Consider the following 16,960-nt stretch of genomic DNA (forward strand, 5'->3'; position numbering starts at 1 on the left):
ATGACCAAGCCGCGCTGGGTGATGGGCATGCTGGGTACCCAGCGGCGTGGTTTCGGCAATATCGTCGGGCATGTGAAGGGGGTGGCCGACATGAGTTCGCTGTCGTCGTGGACCGCCCAGCAATTTGACCCGCGCCTGAGCTGGGACGATGTGGCGTGGATCAAGCGGTGCTGGGGCGGCAAGCTGATCATCAAGGGCATTCTCGATGTGGAGGATGCGCGCTTGGCGGCCGATTGCGGTGCCGATGCGTTGGTGGTGAGTAACCACGGTGGCCGGCAGCTTGATGGCGCGCCGTCGAGCATCAGCCAATTGCCGGCGATTGTCGAGGCCGTGGGCAACCGCATTGAAGTGTGGCTCGACGGGGGTATTCGTTCCGGCCAGGACGTGCTCAAGGCCATGGCGCTGGGCGCCAAGGGCACCATGATCGGCCGCCCGCACTTGTATGGGTTGGGGGCGATGGGCGAGGCGGGGGTGACCAAGGCGCTTGATATCATCGCCCGCGAACTGGATGTGTCGATGGCGCTCTGTGGCTATAAGGATATACGCGAAGTAAATCGCGAAATCCTGTTGCCCGGTACCTTTCCTGGAAGCACGGCTTGAGCAAAAAAAACGTAAAAATATAAAAAGAGTTGTCCACGAAAACCGTGGGTATCTCTGTGGATAACTTTGCGAAGGCCCGGCAGCGTTGGCGATTTCAGCGAAGATCATTATTTGATCAACTTGTATTTCGGACCAACATGGCCAGGGTTTGCGCTTGACAGCCAAGTGCGAACCCAGTGTCGAAAAGCGTATTTACGAGGCGTTATCGCGGCCTGTGGAGTGTGTCACCACCTGGGCAGGCATCTTCGTGCGCATCAGGTTTTCCAGCGCCTGCCCATAGCTGCGTCCGGCGAGGTTCATGCTGTTGTTATGGCTGGCACCGGGCACCAGCAACAGGTGTTTGGGTTGCTGGGCGGCTTCGAATAACTGCTGGCTGAAGCGCGGTGGTACGTAGTGGTCGTCGAGGCCGTGGACCACCAGCAGCGGCATGTGGATGTCGGCAATCTTGTCGATGGAATCGAACTTCTGCGACAGCAACCAGCGCACCGGCAATGAGGTGTTGGCAACGGCCGTGGCGACATCCGCCAGGGAGGTGAACGTGGACTCGATCACCAGCCCGCGCACCGGCAATGGCACCTGCTTGCCCAACTCGGCAGCGAGGTCGATGGCGACCGCGCCACCCAGGGAGTGCCCGTAGATCAGGCGCTTGTCGGGGTCTGGTTGCAGGGTCTGGAAACGCTCCCAGGCAATGCGAGCGTCCTCGTACACCGTGGCTTCCGAGGGCAAGTCGCCCTGGCTTTGGCCAAAGCCGCGATAGTCGATGGCCAGGACCGAAAAGCCCAGGGCATGCAATTGCTCGATGCGAAACAATTGGCCCGTGAGGTTCCAGCGTACCCCGTGCAGGTAGAGGATGGCGGGCGCGTCTTTGTTGGCTGCCGGGTACCACCAGCCATGAATGTTCTGCCCTGCTTTGAAACTGGCGGGCTTGAGTTCGAATTCCTGCACCGCCTTGGGCAGGCCGGTGTACCAGCCGGCGGTTCCCGGCTCGATGCGAAACACAAGTTCGCGCTCCTTGTGTTGCAACACGGCGCAACCGACCGGCAGGCCGACAATCAACACGGCCATGCACAGCCAGACAAACCAGCGCAGGCCCCGGCGGGGCATAGAAGCAGAAGACATGAAGGTTCCAGAACAAAGATGAAGCACGGGTTTTACCAGATGGCCTGGGCGGGTAGGCATTAATGCGACGGCTGTGACGGATGAAAGTGTTACAGCATTGAACAATCCTCGTGCGGGTTGTTAGGGTGAGGGGCTGAACAGGAGGAAAAACACATGGATTTCACTGGTAAAACCGCAATCGTCACCGGAGGTGCGCGTGGCTTGGGACTCAGTTATGCACGAGCACTGGCGCAGGCTGGGGCCCGTGTTGTCATCAGTGATATTGGCGCCGACAACGTGGGCGCCGGCACTGATGCGTCGGTGGTGCAACAGGCCGCCGAGGCGTTGCGCGCCGAAGGGTTGATGGTAGCGGGCCATGGCGGTGACTTGTCCACGGACGAGGGGTGTCGGCAGTTGATCAGCTATACCCTCGAAACCTTCGGCCAACTCGATATTTTGATTCACAACGCCGGCTGGGTGGGCTACCAGCCCATCGCAGAACTCGATGCTGCGTTCCTGCAGCGCGCCATGGACATCAACCTCTACGCACCGCTGTGGTTGTGCAAACATGCCTGGCCACATCTGCTGCGCTCTTGTGCGCCGCGCATCATCCTCACCACCTCCGACCGCGCCATGTATGCGCAATACGAACAGACCGGGCTGGTGGCCTACAGCGCTGGCAAGATGGCGCAAGTGGGGATCATGAATGCCTTGAGTCACGAAGGCGCTGAGGCGGGGGTGCTCGTCAACGCGATCTCGCCGGTGGCCAAGACGCGCATGTGGGGCGTGACCCAAGAGCCGGACGAACTCAAGCCGGATTGGGTGACGCCGGGCGTGTTGTTCCTGGCTTCCCGGCAGTGCACCGATACCGGCTATATCCTGCGCGCCAGCAATGGCCAATTCACCGCCACGCGTTTCAGTGAAAATCCTGGCGTGGATTACCCACGCAATCTTGCCCGGATCAAAGCAGGCAGTGCTGAAGAAGTGGCCGCCGCGTGGTCGCATATCAAACAGCCGCCCACCCAGGCCACCACCTGAATCTGTTTCCACCTACCAAGGCTCGACCATGAACGATAGCCCCGTGCGCATCACCGCCGAAGAAACCCTCTCGGACAACTGGTACCTGCTGAAGAAATACAGCTTCGACCTGCGCCGTCGCGACGGCAGTTGGCAAGCCCAGACCCGCGAGGTGTATGACCGGGGCAATGGTGCGACCATCCTGTTGTACAACCGTGAGCAACGCACAGTCTTGCTGATTCGCCAGTTCCGCATGCCCACGTTCGTCAACGATTACCCCGGCTACCTGATTGAAGCGGCGGCCGGTTTGCTCGATAACGCCAGCGCCGAAGAACGCATCCGCCTGGAGGCCGAGGAAGAGACCGGCTATCGCGTGGGGCATGTGGAGAAAATCTACGCGGCGTTCATGAGCCCGGGATCGGTGACCGAGCGGATTCACTTTTTTATCGGTGAATACCAGCCAGGCGACCGAGTGGGGGCGGGCGGTGGCCTGGAAGAAGAGGGCGAGGATATCGAGGTGCTGGAGCTGGGCTTTGAGCAGGCACTGGCGATGGTGCAGAGCGGGGAGATTGTGGATGGCAAGACGATCATGTTGTTGCAGCATCTGGAGCTGCGGATGTTGAAAGAGGGGTGGTGAGGTATGCCTTCATGTGCATAGGTATTTACACAACTTCGGCACGACGCTAAATCTGTGGTGAGGGAGCTTGCTCCCGCGACGGCCTGGCAGCCGTCCCAGATCTACCTGACACCCCGCAATCAAACTGTGGGAGCGGGCTTGCTCGCGAAAGCGGTGGGTCAGTTTTCACATGTGCTAGCGAAGACATCGCCTTCGCGAGCAAGCCCGCTCCCACAGGTATGTGGCAACGAGCAGACTGACGGTTATTGTCAGAAATTTCCCACAGGAGTACAAATGTACTCCATGACAAACCTGACTCCCCGCCGCACCGCCATCCTGACCTTCATTCGCGAGCGCATCGCGCAACAAGGCCAGCCTCCCAGCCTCGCCGAGATCGCCGAGGCGTTCGGCTTCGCCTCGCGCAGCGTCGCCCGCAAGCATGTGGTGGCGCTGACCGAAGCCGGCTTTATCGAGGTCAACCCCAACCAGGCCCGTGGCATTCGCTTGCTCAATCAACCTGCGCGTCCCGAGTGGCTGGATGTACCGGTGCTCGGCCGTGTGGCGGCCGGTCGGCCGATTGGTGCCGATGCCGAGGTGCACAGCCGCTTGCAACTGGACCCCGCCACCTTCGCCAAAACCCCCGACTACCTGCTGCGAGTGCAGGGCGATTCGATGAGTGAAGATGGCATTCTCGATGGCGACCTGGTGGGCGTACGCCGCACTGCCGAAGCCTTGAACGGGCAGATTGTGGTGGCGCGCCTGGACGGCGACGTCACCATCAAGCGATTCGAGCGCCACGGCGACAGGGTTCGCCTGTTGCCGCGCAACCCGGCGTATCAACCCATCGTGGTCGGGCCCGAGCAGGACCTGGCCATCGAAGGCGTGTTCTGCGGCCTGGTGAGGCAAGGCTGATGGGCGCCGTGGTTGCCCTGGACTCGCTGTTCAATGGCGGGCGAGTCTGGAAGGGCCGGCCCGCCGCGCCACCGGCCAGCGTACATCCCACAGGGCTGGCGGCGCTGGATGCGGTGCTGCCCAGTGGCGGCTGGCCGGAATCGGCCTTGAGTGAAATCCTGATGGCCCAGGACGGGGTGGGCGAGTTGCAACTGGTGCTGCCCACACTGGCGCGCTTGTCGGCCCTGGGCGAGCGCATTGTGCTGGTGGCGCCGCCCTATACCCCCTATCCCCATGCGTGGCAGAACGCCGGGGTGGATGTGCGCCAGTTGTCCATCATCCGGGCCGAGGAGCGTGACGCGCTGTGGGCGGTGGAGCAATGCCTGCGTTCGGGCAGTTGCGGGGCGGTGTTGTGTTGGCCGCGCAAGGCCGATGATCGTGCCTTGCGGCGTTTGCAGGTAGCGGCGGAAACCGGGCAGACCCTGGCGTTTGCCTGGCGCTCCTTGAGCGAGGCGATCAATGCCTCGCCCGCCGCCCTGCGCTTGGCGGTCGAGGCCAGGCCCGCGCAAGTGCGGGTGCTCAAGTGCCGTGGCGGGCTGGCCCATCCGGCGCCGATTGCCCTGGCGGGGCATTGAGGTTGCCATGCGTTGGGTGTGTATTGTCTTCCCGCAATTGGCGCTGGACGGGGCACAGCGTGTGCACCCCGAACCCGAGCAGCCGCTGGCGCTGCTGGCCGGCACGCCGCAGCGGCGTGTATTGCAAACCGTCAACGCCGCCGCCCGCGCCTTGGGCCTGCGCCCCGGGCAATCGTTGACGGCGGCCCATGCCCTGGTCAAGCACTTTGCCTGTGTCGAATACGACCCGTTGGAGATCGAGCGCCTGCAGCAGTTTCTGGCCGCCTGGGCCTATCGTTTCAGCTCCCAGGTCAGCCTGTATTACCCACGGGCTTTGTTGTTCGAGATCGAATCGAGCCTGGGCCTGTTCGGGCCCTGGCCGCACCTCGAGGCGCGTTTGCGCAAAGAGCTGACCGAACTTGGCTTTCGCCATCGCATCGTCGCTGCGCCCAACCCGGCGGCGGCGCGGATATTGGCAAACGGCTACGACGGCCTGGCCGTGGCCGATGACCGCGCCCTGATGCAGGCCCTGGCATCGTTGCCTATCGACCGCGCGGGCCTTGAACCCCAGGCCGCCACCGCCTTGTCGCGCATGGGCCTGCGCAGCCTGGCCCAGGTGCAGGCCTTGCCCCGGCACACCCTGGCGCGACGCTTTGATGCCAGCCTGCTCAAGCACCTCGACGCCCTGAGCGGGCAGCGGCCATTGGCCCTGGAGTTCTATCAACCGCCCGACCAGTTCGATGCACGCATCGAGTTGAATTTCGACGTGCAATCCCACCAGGCGCTGTTGTTCCCCTTGCGGCGCTTGACCGGCGATCTGTCGGCGTTCCTGTGCGGGCGTGACAGTGGCGTGCAGCGCTTTGACCTGCACCTGGAACACGCCCAGGCACACGACAGCGTGATCAAGGTGGGCCTGCTCAGTGCCGAGCGCGAGCCTTCGATGTTGTTCGAACTGGCCCGTGGGCGCCTGGAGCAGGTACAGGTCACCGCGCCGGTGCGGGGGGTGCGCCTGGTGGCCGAGGACTTGCCGGTGTTCGTGCCGCAACGCCAGGACCTGTTCGACGACCGCCCGCAACAAACCCTGCCGTGGGAACAGTTGCGCGAACGCCTGCGTGCACGCCTGGGGGATGAGGCGGTGCAGGGCCTGCGTTTTCAGGCCGACCATCGCCCCGAATGCGCCTGGCAGGCCACGACCGACCACCAGGCGTGCCCGAGCTTGAACAAGGTCCGCCGCCCAGGCTGGTTATTGCCGCAACCGACCTTGCTGGCCGAACACGGCGTACAGATCCTGATGGGCCCGGAGCGCATTGAATCCGGCTGGTGGGATGGCGCCGATGTGCGCCGCGACTATTATCTGGTCCAGACCCGCGCCGGCCAGCAGGGGTGGGCCTATCGCACGGTGGGGCAAGGCGATGGGCTGTGGTTGCAAGGGTGGTTTGCATGAAAACCCTTGGGCCGCCACCTACTGTAGGAGGGTGCATGAGTTACGCCGAGCTGCACTGCCTGTCCAATTTCAGTTTCCAGCGTGGCGCCTCCAGTGCGCTGGAGCTTTTCGAGCGCGCCAAGCGCCAAGGCTACAGCGCCCTGGCGATTACCGATGAATGCACGCTGTCGGGCATCGTGCGCGCTTGGCAAGCCGCCAAAGCCGTAGACTTGCCGTTGATTATCGGCAGCGAAATGCACATCGAAAACGGCCCGAAACTGGTGCTGCTGGTAGAGAGCCTGAGCGGTTACCAGCACCTGTGCCGGCTGATCACCCTGGCCCGGCGGCGGGCTGAAAAGGGCCGCTATCGCCTGCTACAGGAAGATTTCGAGCAACCGTTGCCCGGTCTTTTGGCGTTGTGGGTAGCGCAAGACAGCGACACCCAGGCCAGCCTCGACTGGCTGCGCCGCACCTTCGACCAGCGCCTGTGGCTGGCGGTGCATCTGCATTGCGGCCAGGACGATGCGCGCCATCTGCAACAGCGCTTGCAACTGGCCCACAGCCTGCAAATCCCTGCCGTGGCCTGCGGCGATGTGCATATGCATGCGCGGGGCCGCCGGGCCCTGCAAGACACCATGACCGCCATCCGCCACCACGTGCCGGTGGCCGAAGCCGGCACGCGCCTGCACCCCAATGGCGAACGCCACCTGCGTAGCCTCGATGCGCTGGCGGCGCTGTATCCCCAGGCCTTACTGGATGAAACCCTCGCCATCGCGCGGCGCTGCACCTTCGACCTCGGCCAGTTGCGCTATCACTATCCACGCGAGCTGGTACCCGCGGGGCATGACGCCCAATCCTGGCTGCGCACCCTCACCGAAGAAGGCATCGCCCAGCGCTGGCCCGAAGGCATCGACGACAAGACCTTGCAGCAAATCCATCGTGAACTGCAGCTGATCAGCGAGCTGGGTTACGAAAGCTATTTTCTTACGGTGCATGACATCGTGCGTTTCGCCCGCAGCCGTTCGATTTTGTGCCAAGGCCGTGGTTCGGCGGCTAACTCGGCGGTGTGTTTTGCCTTGGGCATCACCGAAATCAACCCGAGCCTGACCAACCTGCTGTTCGAGCGCTTCCTGTCCAAGGAGCGCAACGAGCCGCCGGACATCGACGTGGATTTTGAGCACGAACGCCGCGAAGAGGTGCTGCAATACGTGTTCCAGCGCTATGGCCGCACCCGTGCAGCCTTGACGGCGGTGGTCAGCAGTTACCACGCCACGGGCGCGGTACGTGATGTGGCCAAGGCCCTCGGGCTGCCGCCGGACCAGATCAACGCCTTGGCCGATTGCTGCGGGCGCTGGAGCGATGAGGCGCCGCCGTTGGAGCGCCTGCGTGAAAGCGGCTTCGACCCGGACAGCCCACTGCTGCGGCGTGTCTTGACGTTGACCCAGCAACTGATCGGTTTTCCGCGGCACCTGTCCCAGCACCCTGGCGGCTTTGTGATCAGCGAATACCCGCTGGACACCCTGGTGCCGGTGGAAAATGCGGCCATGGCCGAGCGCACCATTATCCAGTGGGACAAGGACGACCTCGACGCCGTCGGCTTGCTCAAGGTGGACATCCTCGCCCTGGGCATGCTCAGCGCGATCCGCCGCTGTTTCGATTTGCTGCGCCGGCATCCCCACCGGGACTTGAGCCTGGCCACGATTCCCAAAGAAGACCCGGCCACCTACGCCATGATCAGCAAGGCCGACACCATCGGTGTATTCCAGATCGAGTCGCGGGCACAGATGTCGATGTTACCCCGGCTCAAGCCGCAGACGTTTTATGACCTGGTGATCGAGGTCGCCATTGTGCGGCCTGGGCCGATCCAGGGCGGCATGGTGCATCCGTACTTGCGTCGACGGAATAACGAAGAGCCCACGACCTATCCGTCGCCGCAATTGAAAGCCGTGCTGGAACGCACCCTGGGCATCCCGCTGTTCCAGGAACAGGTGATGCAGATTGCCATGGTCGCCGCCGACTACAGCCCCGGCGAGGCCGACCAGTTGCGCCGCTCCATGGCCGCCTGGAAACGCCACGGTGGCCTGGAGCCGCATCAGCAGCGCTTGCGCACCGGCATGCTGAAGAACGGCTACACCGAAGCCTTTGCCGCGCAGATTTTCGAGCAGATCAAGGGCTTTGGCAGCTATGGTTTCCCTGAGTCCCACGCCGCCAGTTTCGCCTTGCTGACCTATGCCAGTTGCTGGCTCAAATGCCATGAGCCAGCGGCCTTCGCCTGCGCCCTGATCAATAGCTGGCCCATGGGCTTCTACAGCCCGGACCAGATCCTGCAGGACGCCCGGCGCCATCGCTTGCAGATCCGCCCGGTGGATGTGCAGGCCAGTGACTGGGAGTGCAGCCTGGAGCCCATTGACGGGCAGCAACCGGCGATTCGCTTGGGCTTGCGCATGATCTCGGGGTTTCGCGAGGAAGACGGGCGGCGTATCGAAGCGGCGAGGCAGCAGCGGCGGTTCAACGACATCGCTGACCTGGACGCGCGCGCCGGCCTGGATACGCGTGCCCAGGCGCTGCTGGCGGATGCCGGGGCCTTGCGCGCCCTGGCCGGCAACCGCCATCAGGCGCGCTGGGACGTAGCCGGTGTGCATCAGCAACTGGGCTTGTTTGCCGGCCTGCCGAGCCCCGATGAAACGCGGGTGGCATTGCCCGAGCCCACGGTAGGCGAAGATTTGCACGCCGATTACGCCACCCTCGGTACCACCCTGGGGCCCCATCCCCTGGCGTTGTTGCGCGCCGAGTTACGCCGGCGCCGCTGCCGCAGTTCCCAGGAGTTGCTGGCGGTGGAACATGGGCGCAACGTGAGCATCGCCGGGCTGGTCACAGGGCGCCAACGCCCAGGCACGGCGAGCGGCGTGACCTTTGTCACCCTGGAAGATGAGTTCGGCAACCTCAATGTGGTGGTCTGGCGCGACCTGGCCGAGCGGCAGCGCCAGGCGCTGGTGGGCTCGCGTTTGCTCAAGGTGGACGGCCGTTGGGAGGCGGTGGGTGAGGTGCGGCATTTGATCGCGGGGCGCCTCACCGATTTGACGCCGCTGCTGGATGGAATGGTGGTGCGCAGCCGGGATTTTCATTGAGTTCCAGGGGTTTGTGCATTCCTCTGTGTTCAGGATGAAACCATCCACCGCTGGCGCGCTCCAAAACTTGCGACTGTCTTGTCCCTGCACAGAGCCCAATCATGCAATTTTTATCCAACCCCCATGGCTGTGAAGGCTGGGCCGGCGAAATGGCCCAGCGGATTCGCACGTTTGACTGGTCAAGTACCGACCTTGGCCCCTTGGATCAGTGGTCCACGAGCCTGGCTTGCACCGTGCAAATGATGCTCGCCTCACCCGTGCCGATGGTGATGCTGTGGGGGCGGGCAGGGTACATGATCTACAACGACAGCTATTCGGCATTTGCCGGCGGGCGCCATCCCTACCTCTTGGGCACTCCGGTCGAACTGGGCTGGCCGGAGGTGGCCGAGTTCAATCGGCATGTGGTGGATACGTGCCTGGCGGGCGGCACCTTGTCGTTCAATAACAAGGAGCTGGTGCTATCGCGTCACGGCCAACCGGAAAGCGTATGGCTGGACCTCTATTACAGCCCCGTGGCCGGGGACAACCAACAGCCGGCCGGGGTGCTGGCGATCGTGGTGGAAACCACCGAACTGGTGAAGTCCGAGCGGGTGCGCCAGGAGCTCACCCATAATCTGGAGCAACGCGTAGCCGCTGAAGTGCAGGCGCGGTCGGCCGCAGAAGACCAGTTGCGCCAGTCACAGAAGCTGGAAGCGATTGGCGGCCTGACCGGGGGCGTGGCCCATGACTTCAATAACTTGCTGCAAGTGATCGCCGGCAACCTGCATTTGCTCGCCAGGCATGAACCGGACAACCCCCAGGTGCAACGTCGCGTCACCGCCGCCATCGCCGCCGTGGAGCGAGGGGCCAAGCTGTCGTCGCAACTGCTGGCCTTTGCGCGTCGCCAGCCCTTGTCTCCGGCGGTGTACAACCCGCAGCGCATCTACGCCGGCCTGGGCGAGCTGTTGCAACGGGCGTTGGGGGAAACCATTCATATCGACGTGCAACTGCCCCAGGACTCCTGGTGCATCAATGTCGACCGCAACCAGCTGGAAAACGCGCTGCTCAACCTGGCGATCAACGCCCGCGATGCCATGCAGGGCGAGGGTGTGATTCGTATCACCGGAGAAAACGTCATCCTCAACCCGGACGATTGCATCGGTAAAAGCATCAAGCCCGGCGAGTACGTGCGCCTGGCAGTGGCCGACACCGGCGTGGGCATGTCCGAGGCGACCCTCAAGCGCGCATTCGAACCCTTCTTTACCACCAAGCGCGAAGGCCACGGCACCGGCCTGGGGTTGAGCATGGTGTTCGGTTTTGTGCGCCAAAGTGGCGGGCACGTGGACATGTGGAGTGAGGAGGGCAAGGGCTCGGTGGTGCAGATGTATTTCCCCCACTGCCTGGAGCCTGAATGCTTCGACGACTACAGTGATGCGGACCTGCAAGGCGGCGGCCAGGAAACCATCCTGGTGGTCGAGGACAATGAAGGCGTACGCCTGACGGTGGTCGAGTTGCTGCAGCAGTCGGGCTATACCGTACTGATTGCCGAGGATGGCGACCGCGCGATGCAAGTGTTGCAGCGCGGCGTGTCGCCGGACCTGATCTTCACCGATGTGGTGATGCCCGGTCGGGTCAAGAGCACCGACCTGGCCACCTGGGCCCGCGCGCAGAACCCGCCGGTGCCGGTGCTGTTTACCTCAGGCCATACCCGCGACATTCTGTCTTCCAATCATCTGCTCAGCGCCGATATCCACCTGCTGAGCAAACCCTACAGCCCCGATGCCCTGACCCAACGCGTGCGCAGGGTGCTAAGCGCAAGACAAGGTTGCCCATGACATCACCGCGCAACATCCCACCGCTCACCGCCCGGCAAGCGGGCTTTGTCAGGGTGCTTGGCGCCCGTGAACATAACTTGCGTAATGTCGATGTGGATATTCCCCGGGACGCCCTGGTGGTGTTTACCGGCGTGTCTGGCTCCGGCAAATCGTCCCTGGCGTTTTCCACAGTGTATGCCGAGGCCCAGCGCCGCTATTTCGAATCGGTGGCGCCCTATGCGCGGCGCTTGATCGACCAGGTCGGCGTGCCGGATGTAGACAGCATCGAAGGCTTGCCGCCTGCCGTGGCCCTGCAACAGCAACGCGGTACACCCAGTGCGCGCTCGTCGGTGGGCAGTGTCACCACCTTGTCGAGCTTGATCCGCATGCTCTATTCCCGCGCCGGCCGTTATCCGAAAGGGCAGGCCATGTTGTACGCCGAGGACTTCTCGCCGAACCTGCCCCAGGGCGCGTGCCCGCAATGCCATGGCCTGGGCCGTGTGTATGAAGTGACCGAGGCGCTGATGGTGCCCGATCCGTCATTGACCATCCGCCAACGTGCAGTGGCGTCCTGGCCGTTGGCGTGGCAGGGCCAGAACCTGCGCGACATCCTTGTGACCCTGGGCTATGACGTGGACATCCCATGGCGCGACTTGCCGAAAAAGCAGCGCGACTGGATTCTGTTCACCGAAGAAACCCCCACCGTACCGGTGTACGCCGGCTTCACCCCGCAGCAGACCCGCGAGGCGTTGAAACGCAAGCTCGAACCCAGCTACCAAGGCACCTTCAGCGGCGCTCGGCGCTATATCCTGCACACCTTCGCCCACACCCAAAGCGCGCTGATGAAAAAGCGCGTGTCGCAGTTCATGCAAGGCAGTGCCTGCCCATTGTGCGAGGGCAAGCGCCTGACCCAGGCGGCGTTGTCGGTGAAGTTTGCCGGGGTGGATATCGGTGAGCTGTCGCAGCTGTCTTTGGCGCAATTGGCCGAGTTGCTGCGGCCGGTGGCCGCGGGACAGGACAGGATGAAGCTGTCGGTGGAAAAACGCCTGGCGGCCCAACGCATCGCCCAGGACCTGCTCGAACGGGTCAACACCTTGATCGAACTGGGCCTGGGCTATCTGTCCCTGGAGCGCAGCACGCCGACCCTGTCGTCCGGGGAACTGCAGCGTCTGCGCTTGGCTACCCAATTGGGCTCGCAGTTGTTCGGTGTTATTTATGTGCTCGATGAGCCTTCGGCGGGCCTGCACCCGGCGGATGGCGAAGCATTGTTCACCGCGCTTGATCGTTTGAAGGCCGCGGGCAATTCGCTGTTTGTGGTGGAACATGACCTGGAAACCATGCGCCGCGCCGACTGGCTGATCGACGTGGGCCCGGCTGCCGGCGAGCATGGCGGGCAAGTGCTGTACAGCGGGCCGCCCGCAGGGTTGGCGGATGTCGAGGCCTCGCAGACCCGTGAATACCTGTTTGCCCCACCTCGCCCGGCCAATGCGCCAAGCCGCGAGCCGGCCGGGTGGCTGAAGCTCACAGGCGTGACGCGAAATAACCTCAAAGATTTGAACGTGGATTTCCCGCTGGGCTGTTTCACCGCGGTGACCGGTATTTCCGGCTCGGGCAAGTCCAGCCTGGTCAGCCAGGCGCTGCTGGAGCTGGTGGGCACGGGCCTGGGGCGTGTGTTGGAAAGCGACGACGAACCGAGCCTGGAAGATGCTGCACCGCAAGCCAGTGGCGGGCGCATCAGCGCCGGGCTGGAGCACATCCAGCGCCTGGTGCAGGTGGACCAGAAGCCCATCGGCCGCACGCCGCGCTCCAACCTGGCGACCTACACCGGGCTGTTCGACAACGTGCGCAAACTGTTCGCCGCCACGCCAGCGGCCAAAAAGCGCAATTACGATGCCGGGCAGTTCTCCTTCAATGTCGCCAAGGGCCGTTGCCCGAACTGTGAGGGTGAAGGTTTTGTCAGCGTCGAGTTGCTGTTCATGCCCAGCGTGTACGCGCCATGCCCGACCTGCCACGGCGCGCGCTATAACCCCGACACCCTGGCGATCAAATGGCAGGGCTTGAATATCGCCCAGGTGCTGGGGCTGACGGTGGAGCAGGCGGTGCAGGTGTTCGCCGAGCAACCGGGCATCCTGCGCTCGTTAGTCGTGCTGCGCGATATCGGCCTGGGTTATCTGCGCCTGGGGCAGCCGGCTACCGAGCTGTCCGGCGGCGAAGCCCAACGCATCAAGCTCGCTACTGAACTGCAACGTAACGCCCGGGGCGCCACCTTGTATGTCTTGGACGAACCGACCACCGGCTTGCACCCCAAGGACGTCGATCGTTTGCTCAGCCAGTTGAATCACTTGGTGGAGGCGGGGCATACGGTGGTTGTGGTGGAGCATGAAATGCGCGTGGTGGCCCAGAGTGACTGGGTGATTGATATCGGCCCGGGGGCAGGGGACCTGGGCGGAACGGTAGTGGCGTGCGGCACGCCCCACAAGGTTGCCAAGAGCAAACACAGCCGCACCGCACCTTATCTAGCCCAATCACTGATCTAACGGGGGCTGATGCCCAAAATGTGGGAGGGGCAAGCCCGCTCCCCCATTAAGCCCCGTGTTAGTCAGTGAGGTTGTGCTGGATCTGCTCTTTGGCCAGCTTCACCACATTCTCCACGGTAAACCCGAACTTCTCCTGCAACTTGGCCAGTGGTGCCGAGGCGCCGAAGCTGTTCATCACCACTTTGGCGCCGGTCTGCCCGACGTAGCGGTCCCACCCCAAGGGCCCTGCCTGCTCCACCACTACACGGGCTTTTACCGCAGGCGGCAGGACGCTGTCGCGGTAGGCTTGATCCTGGTCTTCAAACAGCTCCCAACTGGGCATCGACACCACGCGAGCGCCAATGCCTTGGTCTTTGAGCTGCTCATAGGCGGCCACCGCCAGGCCCACTTCGCTGCCGGTGGCGATCAAGATGACCTCCGGTTGATCCGCCTCGGCCAACACATACGCACCTTTGGCCGCGCCGGAAGCTGCGGCAAAGTGGTTGCGGTCGAGGGTCGGCAATGCCTGGCGCGATAACACCATACAGCTGGGCCGATGGGTTTGTGCCAGCGCCACCTTCCACAGCTCAAGGGTTTCATTCGCATCGCCCGGCCGTAGCGTCAACAGCCCCGGCGTGGCACGCAGTTGGGTCAGGTGTTCGATGGGCTGGTGGGTGGGCCCGTCTTCGCCTACGCCGATGGAGTCATGGGTAAACACGAAGATCACCGGCAATTCCATGATCGCCGCCAGGCGGATTGGCGGTTTCATGTAGTCGCTGAACACCAGGAAGGTCGAGGTGTACGGGCGCAGGTAGGAAAGCGCCATGCCGTTGGCAATTGCGCCCATGGCGTGTTCGCGGATACCGAAGTGCAGGTTGCGCCCGCTGTAGTCACCCGCGCTGAAACGCCCGGCACCGTCGAAGGTGAGGTTGGTCTTGGTCGAGGGCGACAGGTCTGCCGAACCGCCCAGCAGCCATGGAATTTGTTGGGCGAAGGCATTCAATACCTCGCCGCCCGAAGCACGGCTGGCGACGCCTTTGGCATCGGCGGCAAAGCTGGGCAGGTGTGCTTGCCATTGCTCGGGCATCTCCCCGGCGCGCATGCGTTGCAGCTCATCGGCCCGTTGCGGGTCGAGGGCGGCGAGGGTCTGGTTCCACTCGGCGTACAGCGGCTCGGCGCGTTCGTAAAGGGCATCGCGCAACAGTGTGCGGGCCTCTTCGGGCACGAGAAAACTTGAATCCTGCGGCCAGCCATAGGCGGCCTTGGTCAGGCGAATCTCGTCCTCTCCCAGTGGCTCGCCATGGGCCGCAGCGGTGTTGTGTTTGTGCGGTGAGCCGTAGCCGATCACGCTGTCCACCACGATCAAGGTGGGGGCGCCGGTGTTGGCCTTGAAGGTTGCCAGCGCCACGCTCAAGGCCTGCAAGTCATTGGCGTCGGTGACATGCACGGTGTGCCAGCCATAAGCCTGGAAGCGTTGGATTACGTCTTCACTGAACGCCAGCTCAGTGTGGCCCTCGATGCTGATGGTGTTGTTGTCATAGATCCAGCACAGGTTATCGAGCTTCAAGTGCCCGGCCAGGGACGCGGCTTCGCTGCTGATGCCCTCCATCATGTCGCCATCACCGCACAGGGTGTAGACATCGTAGTCAAACAGCACCTGGCCGTCGCGGTTGAAGCGCTGGCCCAGCCAACGCTCGGCCATAGCCATGCCCACGCTGTTGGCGCAGCCCTGGCCCAGCGGCCCGGTGGTAGTTTCCACGCCCGTGGTCATGCGGTACTCGGGATGGCCTGGGGTCTTGGAGCCGATCTGCCGGAACTGCTTGATGTCGTCCAGGCTGACGGCCGGCTCGCCCGAGCGCTGGCCATGGGCATCGATTTCCACCACGCCGGCCAGGTGCAACAGCGAATACAGCAGCATCGAGGCATGCCCTACCGACAGCACAAAACGGTCACGGTTGGGCCAGTCAGGATGCTCGGGGTGATAACGCAGGAAGCGACTCCACAACGTATAACCCACCGGCGCCAGGCCCATGGGCGTACCCGGGTGCCCCGAATTGGCCTTCTGCACGGCATCCATGGCCAGGGTGCGTAGGGTGTTGATGCATTGGGTGTCGGCAGCAGTGGCAACGTGATTCATAAAACCGTTCTCCCTGGGGTGGCGATCTACAGTGGAGGGCGGGGCGGGGCAAAGGTTTGATCCCATCGCTTGCGCCGCGACGAACGGGACGTTGTTGGCCTCAAACATGACAAGAGCTGTTGGAATGGGCTAGCTTCAAGGGCGTAGACCATCGATCAATCTGTGGAGGTACGCCATGCCAGTGAAACACGACCTGTATCAGGACTTGGGGTTGAGCAAGGAAGTTGTTCACGAACGCAGGGCGCAGGACAAACGGTTGGATGCGCTGCTCACTCAATACGATGACGCCGACGCTGAGGTGCTAAAAGCGGAAAAAGCCAGTGCCAGCGATGAGGATGTGGAAAAGCTGAAGAAGAAACGGCTATTGGTCAAAGACGAAATTGTGGGGCGGCTGGGTTAGGCAATCCCTCGCCACACATTTGGAATGTGCACATTTGTTCAGAATTGTCTGGAGGACAAATGCCGTTTCACTCCTTATGATGCGCCCCGTCCACTCGGCTCTGGGGCTTGTTGCGGCGCAAGGATTGCGTTGTTTGAGCCGGGTGGGCATCCTCAGAATTCATGCAACACAGGGCCGAATCGGTCGGCTGTAAATGCTGCCCGTGGGAGCTGGTTTGCCTGCGATGGCGGCCTCCCAGCCGATGCCTATCCACCTGACACCCCACAATCCAAATGTGGGAGCTGGCTTGCCTGCGAAGGCGGCCTCCCAGCCGATGCCTATCCACCTGAAACCCCACAATCCAAATGTGGGAGCTGGCTTGCCTGCGATGACGGCCTGACAGTCAACACAGTTGGACCGTGTACATATCCATTCCTGCGGTAACGGCCACTTAGGGTTCCGCTTTTACAGCGGCTCACTTTTGAAAAGCCCAAAAGTAAGCAAAACGCTCTTGCCCCACCACTCGGCACCTCGCCTAGGCTCGGTGTGCCCGTAATCCGCCAGTGATTTGGGGGGCCGCCGCCACGCGCCATCCATGGCGCGGGGCGGCTAAACCGGCATCCCTGCCGCTTCACCCCCCTCCCCCAATGCAACACCCAGACAGCGCAGTTTACTGGAGCCCCTAAGACCCACATACACACAAGCACACCAAACGAATCCCAAGCCCATGCACTCACCTCGTGGCTCA

At 63.0% G+C, this 16,960-nt stretch carries 12 protein-coding genes; 10 read left to right on the forward strand and 2 right to left on the reverse strand.

Annotated elements, in window-relative coordinates:
* A partial coding sequence (locus tag BMH52_RS05445) for an alpha-hydroxy acid oxidase (protein WP_143192515.1) occupies nucleotides 1–600 on the forward strand: 600 nt, incomplete at its 5' end.
* 192 nt (nucleotides 601–792) lie between these two features.
* Here the strand turns inward: BMH52_RS05445 and BMH52_RS05450 are convergent.
* Entirely contained in the window at nucleotides 793–1,719 is a 927-nt protein-coding gene (locus BMH52_RS05450) for an alpha/beta hydrolase (RefSeq protein WP_073843112.1), read from the reverse strand.
* Nucleotides 1,720–1,872: 153 nt separating this feature from the next.
* On the opposite strand from BMH52_RS05450, the gene BMH52_RS05455 reads away from it, so the two are divergent.
* The 8 genes from BMH52_RS05455 (at nucleotide 1,873) to uvrA (ending at nucleotide 13,717) form a co-directional block, all read left to right on the forward strand.
* The gene (locus BMH52_RS05455; protein ID WP_060767276.1) at nucleotides 1,873–2,736 is read left to right on the forward strand and encodes an SDR family NAD(P)-dependent oxidoreductase; all 864 of its coding nucleotides are present in this window, start codon (nucleotides 1,873–1,875) and stop codon (nucleotides 2,734–2,736) included.
* A 28-nt stretch (nucleotides 2,737–2,764) separates the two neighbouring features.
* Nucleotides 2,765–3,352, forward strand: a complete 588-nt coding sequence (locus BMH52_RS05460) for an NUDIX domain-containing protein (RefSeq protein WP_020302080.1) — start codon at nucleotides 2,765–2,767, stop codon at nucleotides 3,350–3,352.
* Between the two features lie 273 nt (nucleotides 3,353–3,625).
* Nucleotides 3,626–4,243, forward strand: a complete 618-nt coding sequence (gene lexA, locus BMH52_RS05465; protein WP_072434459.1) for a transcriptional repressor LexA — start codon at nucleotides 3,626–3,628, stop codon at nucleotides 4,241–4,243.
* Nucleotides 4,243–4,857 carry a translesion DNA synthesis-associated protein ImuA gene (gene imuA / locus BMH52_RS05470; protein ID WP_003191873.1) on the forward strand — a complete coding sequence of 205 codons (615 nt, stop codon included), beginning with the start codon at nucleotides 4,243–4,245 and terminating at the stop codon, nucleotides 4,855–4,857. Before lexA ends, imuA begins: the two co-directional genes overlap by 1 nt.
* A 7-nt stretch (nucleotides 4,858–4,864) precedes the next feature.
* A complete protein-coding gene (locus BMH52_RS05475; RefSeq protein WP_038449905.1) occupies nucleotides 4,865–6,280 on the forward strand; it encodes a DNA polymerase Y family protein in 1,416 nt (471 codons plus the stop codon).
* Between the two features lie 35 nt (nucleotides 6,281–6,315).
* On the forward strand, nucleotides 6,316–9,387 hold the full coding sequence (locus BMH52_RS05480) for an error-prone DNA polymerase (RefSeq protein ID WP_073843114.1): 3,072 nt from the start codon (nucleotides 6,316–6,318) through the stop codon (nucleotides 9,385–9,387).
* 101 nt (nucleotides 9,388–9,488) lie between these two features.
* Nucleotides 9,489–11,201: an ATP-binding protein gene (locus BMH52_RS05485; protein WP_003191866.1), complete on the forward strand. Its 1,713-nt coding sequence runs from the start codon at nucleotides 9,489–9,491 to the stop codon at nucleotides 11,199–11,201.
* Nucleotides 11,198–13,717 (forward strand): excinuclease ABC subunit UvrA, encoded by a 2,520-nt coding sequence (gene uvrA / locus BMH52_RS05490; RefSeq protein ID WP_073843116.1) that lies wholly within the window; start codon nucleotides 11,198–11,200, stop codon nucleotides 13,715–13,717. The genes BMH52_RS05485 and uvrA overlap by 4 nt, the downstream gene beginning before the upstream one ends.
* 58 nt (nucleotides 13,718–13,775) lie before the next feature.
* Here uvrA and tkt read toward each other — a convergent pair whose 3' ends face one another.
* Nucleotides 13,776–15,833, reverse strand: a complete 2,058-nt coding sequence (gene tkt / locus BMH52_RS05495; RefSeq protein WP_073843118.1) for a transketolase — start codon at nucleotides 15,831–15,833, stop codon at nucleotides 13,776–13,778.
* A 175-nt stretch (nucleotides 15,834–16,008) separates the two neighbouring features.
* Between tkt and BMH52_RS05500 the strand changes: the two genes are divergently transcribed.
* Entirely contained in the window at nucleotides 16,009–16,233 is a 225-nt protein-coding gene (locus tag BMH52_RS05500) for a DUF465 domain-containing protein (RefSeq protein WP_014718181.1), read from the forward strand.
* Nucleotides 16,234–16,960 lie beyond the last annotated feature (727 nt).

It is taken from the genome of Pseudomonas sp. BTN1, assembly GCF_001907715.1.
GTDB classification, from domain to species: domain Bacteria; phylum Pseudomonadota; class Gammaproteobacteria; order Pseudomonadales; family Pseudomonadaceae; genus Aquipseudomonas; species Aquipseudomonas paracarnis.